The sequence below is a fragment of the Vibrio sp. 970 genome (genome assembly GCF_033339075.1).
This window is the reverse complement of sequence record NZ_JAWOTW010000126.1, coordinates 1-938: the sequence shown is the minus strand read 5'-3', so window position 1 is coordinate 938 and position 938 is coordinate 1. Positions and strand designations below refer to the sequence as shown.

The following is a 938-nucleotide window of genomic DNA, read 5'->3' as shown; positions in this document are numbered from 1 at the left end:
AGCCGAGCTACCAAATATGCTGGCTGACGCGATGATCCAGCTAGAAGAAACCAAAAACGAACTTCGTAGCTACTTGGATGGCATCGATGTTGATCCAGGTCGTATGGCTTATGTCGAAGAGCGTTTTTCTAAAGTGATGTCGATGGCTCGTAAGCATCATGTTATGCCTGATGAGTTATACCAACATCACCAAGACCTTCTAGCACAAATCGAAGCATTGGATTGCTCTGATGAACGTCTGGATGAATTGGCTCAAGAAGTGGAACAGAAATACCAAAGCTTCCTGACTCAAGCGGAAAAGCTGCATAAATCACGCAGCCGTTACGCAAAAGAACTGAACAAACTGATCACACAAAGCATGCACGAACTGAGCATGGAAAAAGCCGTCTTCAGTATTGAAGTAAACAACGAAAACACACATCCGTCGCCATTGGGTATGGACAGTGTGTGCTTCTTGGTCTCCACTAACCCGGGGCAACCTTTACAACCAATTGCGAAAGTTGCGTCAGGTGGTGAGTTGTCCCGTATCTCGCTAGCGATCCAAGTGATCACTGCTCAAAAAGTAGACACGCCAAGTTTAATCTTCGATGAGGTGGACGTGGGTATTAGTGGCCCAACAGCTGCGGTAGTAGGCAAAATGCTACGCAAGCTTGGAGAATCGACTCAAGTCATGTGTGTCACACACTTACCGCAAGTAGCCGGTTGTGGCCACCAACAAATGTTTGTCGCAAAACACACCAAAGGTGGTCAAACGGAAACACAAATGCGCGCACTAGATGAAGAACAACGTGTGGCAGAACTGGCTCGTTTACTCGGTGGTAGCCAAATCACTGATTCAACATTAGCTAACGCGAAAGAGCTCCTTATCGCCGCCTAACCCTATGACACAGAGTCATCGGCAATCCAGTTGATGACTCTTTTCATATTAATCACTTCAG

At 46.6% G+C, this 938-nt stretch carries 1 protein-coding gene; it reads left to right on the top strand.

What is annotated here, in order from left to right; all coding sequences use genetic code 11:
* A partial coding sequence (gene recN / locus R7Q11_RS25185) for a DNA repair protein RecN (protein ID WP_225466880.1) occupies positions 1–877 on the top strand: 877 nt, incomplete at its 5' end.
* Positions 878–938 lie beyond the last annotated feature (61 nt).